The following is an 8,960-nucleotide window of genomic DNA, read 5'->3' as shown; positions in this document are numbered from 1 at the left end:
GAGGGAACCGCGAAGCGGCGATTTTCATGGCCGGGAGACGGGATTGTTAAGGGGGCGCGATAGCCCCCTTAACACGTTCACCGCAGCGGATTATACAGGTAGCATGAAAGTCTGAGTGAACGGAACGATGCCACTAAAATAACAGAGTGGCTTAATATCGCTTAACTGACTGACATTAGGGCACCAAACCCGGCTTTTTTGTTTCTTTTCCATTCAGTCAGTTGCCGAACGCATTCCCCCGATTATAGTTATTCTTGTCTTCTTTTTTTTATCTCTTGCTACACGGTCAAACCGGGTACTATTCCGCAATATTTAGATAACCTTGAATTCAGACTTAGCATTGTGACACCGTAACGTATAAACGAGCGGTACTGCCCGCCCGCTATTTTCACTTTCTCCCTTTGGATGGGGACACTGGCCGCTATGGAAAAAAGACAAAACACAACGCCCGATCTTGCCACCTGGCCTACGCGTAAATCGATGGTGCGTCACGGCCTGGCAATGAACCTGCCGTGGCTGGCATTTGTGAACGTGAGCTTCGCGCTCATGCTCCTGCTGCGCAATGTATTGTTTGGTGATGTCGACACTCTGCTTCGAACGACGCAACATCTGGCGCTGATGGTGGACACCTCAATGCTGGGGATCATCATTATTTCGGCGGCCCTGCTGATCATGGCCTGGCGACATATCGCCGGGATCAGCATTGTGTTGTTTATTTGCAGCTTGCTGTGGGCACTCTGCGGGTATCTGTTAATCGCCATCGTGCAGCTTCCTCACGCGTGGCCCATCTTCGTTGTGCTGCTTTTAGCCGGCATGACGGCACTCTATTTTTACCCTTCAGGGCTGTTGGCTTTTGTCATACCGCTGTGGCTTAGCCTGCCCGTTTCGAGTATCGCCCTGAACCAGGGCGTTAACCTACGCTTTGCCGTCATCTGGCTTGTGTTTACCCTTATCCTGATCTGCGGGCGCTATATCCTGTTGAGCTGGTTCGAAGAGGCCTGGCGGCGTAACCAGCAGAACCAGCGTTTAATTCTGCGGCTCGACGCGCTGGCGCATCTGGATGCCTTAACCCAGACGGCAAACCGGCGGGCGATGGAAACTGTGCTGGAGAACGCGGTTGATCAGAACAAAGCCTTCTCACTGATTATGCTCGATGTCGATTATTTTAAGCTTTATAACGACACTTACGGCCACCAGGCCGGTGATGACTGCCTGACGCGCGTGGCGCAGGTGTTGAAAAAATCGGTGCGTACGCCGCACGATGTTGTGTCTCGTTATGGTGGCGAGGAGTTTGTGGTGATCCTGTTCGACTGCCCTGAAAACATGGCAGAACAGGTTGCAGTACGCGTTCAGGACGGGCTACGTGCGGCGGCAATCCCGCACAGTGCTTCGAAAGTGAGCGGCGTGGTTACCGTCAGCATGGGCATTGCGGCCATGGAGGAGGGTCTGGCCGGGACGGAGATTATCGCCCGCGCCGACGCGGCGCTGTACCGGGCGAAAGAGGCAGGGCGGGACCGGTGGGCGCATTAAAAAATGCCGGGTGGCGGCTACGCCTTACCCGGCCAACAAAACCTAAAAAAGTTTATTAATACCGCACACATACCGACTTCGTCTCACACCAGCCATCCAGCCAGTCCGGGCCGAAATCGCGCCCGGTGCCCGACTGCTTCATGCCGCCAAACGGCAGGTTAGCGTCGATAAGCGTATGGCTGTTCACCCACACGGTGCCTGCCTGGAGTCGGTCGGTGTACTCCAGCGCTTTACTCATATTCTGAGTCCAGACGCTTGCCGTCAGCCCGTATTCCGTATCGTTCGCCAGCTGTAATGCCTCTTCACCATCAGCCACGCGGACCAGGTTAACCACCGGGCCAAACACCTCTTCACGCGTCAGGCGCAGGCCCGCATCCGGGTTCACCACAAGCGTTGGCGATACATAATAGCCTTGCCCATCCGGTCCACGGTTACCGGTGATAAGCTCCGCATTGCGCGACTTCGCTTCATCAAGGAATGTCTGAACTTTGTCGCAGTGAGCACGTGACACCAGCGGGTTAATAAACGCCTGTTGCGACATACCCGGGCCAACGCTCAGGGATTTAACCGCCTGCTCAAAACCGCTCACCAGGGTGTCGAACAGTGGTGCTTCAATATAAATACGCGAGCTTGCCGCACACACCTGCCCCTGGTTGAGGAAGCTGCCGGTTATCAGCCCTTCAATCACCCAGGCCGGGTCGGCATCTTTCAGGACGATGGCCGGATTTTTACCGCCCAGCTCCAGGGTCACGCCCGTCAGCGTATCTGCGGCGGTGCGGGCAATCTGTTTGCCCGTCGCCGTGGAGCCGGTAAAGCTGACTTTGGCAATATGCGGATGAGAGGTTAACGCCGCGCCACACACGGCTCCGCTGCCGGTCACCACGTTAAACACGCCATCAGGAATGCCCGCTTCGCTTGCCAGCTCCGCCACACGCAGCATGGTCAGCGGCGTGGTTTCGGACGGTTTGATCACAATCGAGCACCCTGCCGCCAGCGCTGGCATCACTTTCCACATGCCAATCATCAGCGGGAAGTTCCACGGCACAATCCCGGCAACCACACCCACCGGCTCTTTGCGCGTCCAGGCCTGATAGCGCGCGCCCTGTGGCAACGGAATAGAAAGGTCGAGCGTTTTGCCCGCAATTTTAGTGGTCAGCCCGGCGGTATAGCGCATCCAGTTCAGGGTACATCCCACTTCAAAGGCGCGGGAAATGTTGATGGATTTGCCCTGCTCCAGGGTTTCAAGCTGTGCCAGCTCCTCGCTGTGTTGTTCGACCAAATCGGCAAAACGCAGCAGGATACGCTCGCGTTCGGCAGGCAGTTTTCCTGCCCAGCTGCGGGCCACAAAGGCACGCCAGCCGGACATCACCGCGCGATCGACATCCGCTACGCTGGCATCGGCGGTTGAGGCAATGACTTCACCGGTTGCCGGGTTAAACACGTTCAGGCGTTTTTCACTGTCGGACGCAGCCTGACGGCCTTCAATCCACAGTCCATGATGTCTATCTAAAAACTGCTGTACGCCTGGCAGGACTGCGACCTGTGATTCAGACATAGGGTACTCCTTCGTTATTATTCGCAGGGTGTCATTGCAGTCTAAGAGGCGTTTTGCATTCCCGCTTTTGTCTCTGTGACATTCGCTTTGCCACCTGTGACAGGCTCCGCAAAACATGATAATTCCCGCTTATACCACTGTTCCCGGTGAGTGTTCTTTCCTATAGTCAGCCTCATGGCTCTGACAAAATGCAACACAAATGCAACAATGCGAAAACATTGAAAGTGCAGCGAGATAAACGATGGCGTGTGCAAGCGAGCAGGAAAAGTATCAGCAGTGGCTGGCGCAAATTAACCAGGTGTGTGGGCGTTTTGACGCTCGCCCGTTAGAGGGTGAGTTCATTGGCGAACTGGAAACCAGCTATGCCCGTAGCCTGAAATTAAGCACTGTTACCGCCGGTGGTGTGAACCTGTTTCGTACCCGTCAGGAGATTAAAAACGGCAACGATGCCTGGTTTTATACCGTATTTCAGCTTGAAGGCAGTGCTGAACTGGAACAGGACGATCGCCGCTCCATTCTTAACACGGGTGATATCACCCTGATTGATGCTTCACGCCCCTGCTCGATTTACTGGCAGGAAAAATCCCGCCAGATTTCGCTGCTCGTTCCCCGTCAGATTATTGAGCAACAGTGCCGTTTCCAGGAGGTTAGCTGTGCGCTTACCCTGTCGCGCAGCCTGCCAACGGTGCAGCTGAGCCATCGCCTGTTGCAGGAGAGCATGGGCAACGCCGACCTGAGCGATTTAGAAAGTGAGGCGGCGCTGGAAGCCATGGTTTGCCTGCTGCGCCCGGCATTTCAGCAGCGCGAATCGGTCCAGCCACGCAAAGAGCGTCAGTTCCAGAACGTATTGTCCCTGATTGACGACCATATTCAGTCTGAAGCTTTACGCCCGGAATGGATCGCCACTGAAAGCGGGATGTCGGTGCGCAGTCTGTACCGGATGTTTGCCGATAAAGGGCTGGTGGTGGCGCAGTATATTAAAAACCGCCGTCTTGACCTGTGCGCGCAGGTGTTACGTGCCGCCAGCGATGATGAAAAGCTGGCGGGGATTGGCTATAGCTGGGGATTTGCTGACCATAGCCACTTTTCAACGGCGTTTAAGCAGCGTTTTGGCGTGTCGCCTGGCGAGTATCGTAAGCGTTGCCGCTAACTACTTTTTCAGCCATTTACCGTTAATGCCCTTCACGTATTCACCCGGCTGCGCCCGGGCAACCAGCTTTTGACCGGCCATTTTCGCCACTTCATCCACCGGCAGGTTGTTGCTGTCGGCCAGTTTCTGATAGCTTTCAGTCCGCGCGGCATTGATTTGATTCACCAGCGCCAGGGTTTCTGCATCCTGACGCAGTGGAGCGATATAGCCGCTCAGCGTTTCACCCACGCGCCCCTGCGCCCGCGCCTCATTCAGGGTGAGTGTTGCAGCCTGCACGTTCATGCCCAGCGCCAGTAAAATAAGAGCTAATGTTCGTTTCATGGCGTCCTCAGAACAGATCGCTGCGCGATTTCAGCAAAGTTTCGACGTCTTTATCGACCTTGATATGGATCTCATGCTCAATTTTCACGTTCATATTGATGGTAATTGGCTCTTTTGGCGCCGCAACTTCAATACGCGGCGTACAGCCTGTCAGCAACGCGACAACGGCCACGGTGAGTACACCTGCCATCTTTTTCATTGTTGTTCCTCACTTTCCTTGCCTGTCGAACTGCGGCTGGTATTCGGTAATGCCGCGTGTTGCTCAAACCATGTTTGCAGATTGTCCCCAAAACGCAGACTGCGCCAGAGGGTAAAGACGTTCTCGTCATGGGTGTAATTAAGGTGGACGGTACTGCTTTTCCCGTCCACACGGCTGGTTCCACTGATCGTGGCCTGCATGGTTAATTCACCCAGATTATCTAAATTGATTCTCGTCCACGAGCGCGAAATTTCCATATAACGGAGCCAGTTAATTGCCGCCCCCGCAACCATATTATCGTTCACAATGGCATCGGCCGTATCTTTGTCGATACGCAGCGTCATCGGGCCGGGGTTGGTTAACCAGCCGTCCTTGATTATCCATTTTTCGTTGTCCAGCCAGAAAGGCAACGCCCCGCTTACCGGGCCGGACATCGCAAACTGCTTCGGGTTTACCGCGCTGATAAGTTCGCTGGAGGAAATATTATTCACCCGCAGCAGAGCCGGATCGTGCTGCGGCATTCGCAGTTGTTGCATGGTGATTTTGCCACCAAGCGCGTCGACGCTGACGTTGGTTAACAGCAGTGGATTGTCTTCGCTCCACGGGTAGTCACCCTGCAAATCCGCCGTGATATTACGCGCAGTGATCAGGTTAACCACTTCACCAATTCTTAACGTGACCGGCCCGCGAGTGCCAAGTGACCAGGTGCCTTCGCTAAAGCGGAACGGCAGCACAAAATCGACGCCGTTGATCTGATTGTCCGGCATCCAGGCGCTGCCGGATTTCAGTACCCCATGCCCGCCGGCTTCAAAGCCTTGCCCCGCGGCGGCAGAGAACGCCACCTGCGCATAGAGATTGCCGTCACGCAGCGTCATTTTCCAGTCTGGCGGAAGAAGCGGCTGGAACACGGTGAGGGACTGTTTCGGCCACCAGGCCTGACCGCGCAGGCGTTCACCATCCCAGCGACCATTCACCTGCACGGGGCCAATTGCCCCTGCATGCAGCGATCCTTTGTACTGGAAAATCGTCGGGTCGTTGCCCTCCACGCTAAAGGTCAGCACCGATGGCGGAAGCACGCTGCCGCCGGAAAACGTGGTTTGTCCGGCATTCAGCGACAGCGCGCCGCTGAACTGAGGGTTAGCCGGATCGCGTAACCAGCGCACCGGTTTATCCAGCACCAGACGCGGCGTGGTGACCAGCATCGTTCCATACTGAAGTTTGTCGAATCCCGTCGACAAATCGGTAAGCTCGATAACGTTATCGCGCCATTCCCCTTTACCGGCTACATCCCAGCGCGCGTTCATTGGCGTGAAGTTCCCTTTCCCCCAGTAGCGCCAGCGCCACAGGCCGTTATCGGGCAGGAAGTCATTGGCCTGGCCATCCAGATGCAGTTCAAAATCCCCCATTTCATTTTCGTGGGCGCGCAAAATGGCCTGTAAACGGCCGTCTACGCCCTTCTGGGTGAGTTTGACACCGGCTAATGGCCAGCGAATTTCATCAATATTCAGGGAGTTAATTACCCGCCCACGTGAACGCAGTAACGCCCCGGGTTCGAACGCCAGCTGCGGGTCGCTCAGGCTTCCGGTCAGTTTTGCCGGCAGCATGGCGTAGAGGATCAGATCGTTTTGTTTGGCTTCACCGCTCAGGTGCAGCGGCATATCGCTGTTTTCCATACTGAGCTTACCCGGCCCGATGATCAGCACGGCGTTACCTTTGCCCGCATCGCCCTTCGTCAGCACGTTAAGGCGGCCTGAGAGAGTGGCCTTCTCCAGCCCCTGCTGCCAGTTATCGATATTCAGACCAATGCGCCCGCTCAGCGGCATCCCGGAGAGGAGCCAGTTCCAGCGACCATCGCTGATGGACAGCTGCTGCGACGTAATTGTCCACGGCAGGTCGAGAAGCGGGTCGGGGTTATCGCGCGACATCACAACCAGCTGCCCCTGGTTTTGTTCCCAGTCCAGGTCTGCGTCCACCAGCGAGGAAAGCTGCGGCACATTAAAGGTTGCTACCGCATGGCCTTTCACCGGCACGCCGTCAGGCACCAGGGGTAAGGTGAATTCACCCACCAGCGACACAGGCTGCGGGTAATCCGGCAGATGAGCCTCAAACTGGCTGATGGTCAGCGTTTGCCCGCGCAGTTTGCCCTGCAGGTTGACCTGCTCGCCCTTATAGCTCAGCTCCTGTACGGCTGGCGTTAGCGACGCCTTGAGCTCACCCTGCCATTGCTGCCAGGGAGAGAGCGTCAGCCGGTGGACACTAATCCAGGTATTGGGGAGCAGCGCTTGCCACTGCGCCAGCGTTTTGGGCGCGGCCGTTGACGGCGCGGTTTGCGGTAATTTGCTCAGACAGGCGGTATTGAGATCCAGCGCGCCGATATCCAGCTTCCAGCGGCTCGGATGTGACAGTGTCGCGTTTTCGACTCTGGCAATTTCACAGTCTTCAACCAGATAACGAAGATCCGGAATAACGATCGAATGCCGGGTCAGGCGGGGGCTGGTTTCAAAGGCGATACGTGTACCCACAGGTAGCCAGACTCCGGCAAGCGTGGGCACCCACTGGGCGAGCGTCATCAGCAGCGTCAGCGGCAAAAGTATCATCAGCAGTAGAAGCGCGAGCGCGGCTTTGTATTTACCCTTCATGGGCAGTTAATATCCTGATTTATCGAAAAAAATAAGCCGACAGTGCCGATCATTGTCGCATGTTTCGCCAGTCAGTTGAAGAGAACGCCACTCTTTAGGATAGATGCACCTTCGGGCTTAGGTAAAATTATTAATACGTAACAAATCGACAATATGCCTGTTATTCAATTTGTTAGTTTATGCCTGGTGCTGGTTCCCGTGTGAAGAGTCGCCTGTGGGGGGGTAAACCCTGCTGAGGGTATTGTTTAATCATTGCTGGTGATAATCCCTGTACAAATTATCAACGAAAGAAAACCCTGTCGTTTGAATCCCCTGGGGTTATTGCCCACAGATGCTCTAGAATTATCCATAGAACTTATTGAATTCAATAATATTTTATAAATTGTAAGATTATTTTAATCATGCTAACGTGAATGCAAAATCACTGGAGAAAGTCTTATGAAACTCGCGGTATATAGCACAAAGCAGTACGACAAAAAGTATCTGCAACATGTTAACGAGGCTTACGGATTCGAACTTGAATTTTTCGACTTTCTGCTGAATGAAAAAACGGCCAAAACAGCTAACGGTTGTGAAGGCGTCTGTATCTTTGTGAATGACGACGGTAGCCGCCCGGTTCTGGAAGAGCTGAAAAGGCATGGCGTGAAGTATATCGCCCTGCGCTGCGCGGGCTTTAACAACGTGGATCTTGATGCCGCGAAGGAGTTGGGTCTGAAGGTCGTTCGCGTTCCGGCTTACTCCCCGGAAGCCGTTGCTGAACACGCTATCGGGATGATGATGTCGCTGAACCGTCGTATTCACCGCGCTTATCAACGTACCCGTGATGCAAACTTCTCTCTGGAAGGCCTGACCGGTTTCACCATGTACGGCAAAACCGCTGGCGTGATTGGTACCGGTAAAATCGGTGTTGCTGCTCTGCGCATTCTGAAAGGCTTTGGGATGCGTCTGCTGGCATTTGATCCGTACCCAAGTGCAGCCGCGCTGGAGCTGGGCGTGGAATATGTCGATCTGCCAACGCTCTTTTCACAGTCTGACGTGATTTCCCTGCACTGTCCGCTGACGCCGGAAAACTATCACCTGCTTAACCAGACAGCGTTTGACCAGATGAAAGACGGCGTGATGATCATCAACACCAGCCGTGGTGGTCTGATTGACTCGCAGGCGGCTATCGAAGCGTTGAAAACCCAGAAGATTGGCGCACTGGGCATGGACGTTTACGAGAACGAACGCGATCTGTTCTTTGAAGACAAGTCTAACGACGTTATTCAGGATGACGTGTTCCGTCGTCTGTCCGCCTGTCATAACGTGTTGTTCACCGGGCACCAGGCGTTCCTGACTGCCGAGGCGCTGATCAGCATTTCAGAAACCACGCTGGGAAATTTGCAGCAGCTGGAAAAGGGTGAAGTCTGTTCGAACGAACTGGCTTAAGTTTGCGATGCCAGTTGGCGATAGCGTGAAACAAACAAACGGCAACCTATGGGTTGTAATGCCAGTCAGTTAAGCGGTATGAAGCCACTCTGTTATTTTAGTGGCATCGTTCCGTTCACTCAGACTTTCCTGCTACCT

General features: G+C 54.6%; 7 protein-coding genes. 3 read left to right on the top strand and 4 right to left on the bottom strand.

The features are described 5' to 3' along the window. The first annotated feature begins 423 nt into the window (after positions 1-423). Positions 424-1,530, top strand: a complete 1,107-nt coding sequence (locus tag M987_RS16105; RefSeq protein ID WP_014070166.1) for a GGDEF domain-containing protein — start codon at positions 424-426, stop codon at positions 1,528-1,530. A gap of 55 nt (positions 1,531-1,585) precedes the next feature. Here the strand turns inward: M987_RS16105 and M987_RS16100 are convergent, their stop codons facing one another. Then, positions 1,586-3,085: an aldehyde dehydrogenase family protein gene (locus M987_RS16100; RefSeq protein ID WP_014070165.1), complete on the bottom strand. Its 1,500-nt coding sequence runs from the start codon at positions 3,083-3,085 to the stop codon at positions 1,586-1,588. Between the two features lie 241 nt (positions 3,086-3,326). Between M987_RS16100 and feaR the strand changes: the two genes are divergently transcribed. Further along, positions 3,327-4,235 carry a transcriptional regulator FeaR gene (gene feaR / locus M987_RS16095; protein WP_014070164.1) on the top strand — a complete coding sequence of 303 codons (909 nt, stop codon included), beginning with the start codon at positions 3,327-3,329 and terminating at the stop codon, positions 4,233-4,235. Here feaR and M987_RS16090 read toward each other — a convergent pair whose 3' ends face one another. The 3 genes from M987_RS16090 to M987_RS16080 are packed head-to-tail and all read right to left on the bottom strand — an operon-like array spanning position 4,236 to position 7,394. Then, positions 4,236-4,556, bottom strand: a complete 321-nt coding sequence (locus M987_RS16090; protein ID WP_014070163.1) for a YdbL family probable chaperone protein — start codon at positions 4,554-4,556, stop codon at positions 4,236-4,238. Positions 4,557-4,563: 7 nt separating this feature from the next. Then, complete coding sequence (locus tag M987_RS16085) at positions 4,564-4,755, bottom strand: YnbE family lipoprotein (protein ID WP_014070162.1); 192 nt, start codon at positions 4,753-4,755, stop codon at positions 4,564-4,566. After that, positions 4,752-7,394, bottom strand: a complete 2,643-nt coding sequence (locus tag M987_RS16080; protein WP_014070161.1) for a YdbH family protein — start codon at positions 7,392-7,394, stop codon at positions 4,752-4,754. Before M987_RS16080 ends, M987_RS16085 begins: the two co-directional genes overlap by 4 nt. A gap of 438 nt (positions 7,395-7,832) precedes the next feature. On the opposite strand from M987_RS16080, the gene M987_RS16075 reads away from it, so the two are divergent. Continuing rightward, positions 7,833-8,822: a 2-hydroxyacid dehydrogenase gene (locus M987_RS16075; protein WP_014070160.1), complete on the top strand. Its 990-nt coding sequence runs from the start codon at positions 7,833-7,835 to the stop codon at positions 8,820-8,822. Positions 8,823-8,960: the final 138 nt, after the last annotated feature.

The organism is Enterobacter soli ATCC BAA-2102, from assembly GCF_001654845.1.
Taxonomy (GTDB): domain Bacteria; phylum Pseudomonadota; class Gammaproteobacteria; order Enterobacterales; family Enterobacteriaceae; genus Enterobacter; species Enterobacter soli.
This window is presented reverse-complemented; position numbering and strand designations above follow the sequence as displayed.

Coding starts and splice junctions, on each gene's coding strand:
- M987_RS16105 (WP_014070166.1), top strand. CDS start 424: ATGGAAAAAAGACAAAACACAACGCCCGATCTTGCCACCTGGCCTACG.
- M987_RS16100 (WP_014070165.1), bottom strand. CDS start 3,085: ATGTCTGAATCACAGGTCGCAGTCCTGCCAGGCGTACAGCAGTTTTTA.
- feaR (WP_014070164.1), top strand. CDS start 3,327: ATGGCGTGTGCAAGCGAGCAGGAAAAGTATCAGCAGTGGCTGGCGCAA.
- M987_RS16090 (WP_014070163.1), bottom strand. CDS start 4,556: ATGAAACGAACATTAGCTCTTATTTTACTGGCGCTGGGCATGAACGTG.
- M987_RS16085 (WP_014070162.1), bottom strand. CDS start 4,755: ATGAAAAAGATGGCAGGTGTACTCACCGTGGCCGTTGTCGCGTTGCTG.
- M987_RS16080 (WP_014070161.1), bottom strand. CDS start 7,394: ATGAAGGGTAAATACAAAGCCGCGCTCGCGCTTCTACTGCTGATGATA.
- M987_RS16075 (WP_014070160.1), top strand. CDS start 7,833: ATGAAACTCGCGGTATATAGCACAAAGCAGTACGACAAAAAGTATCTG.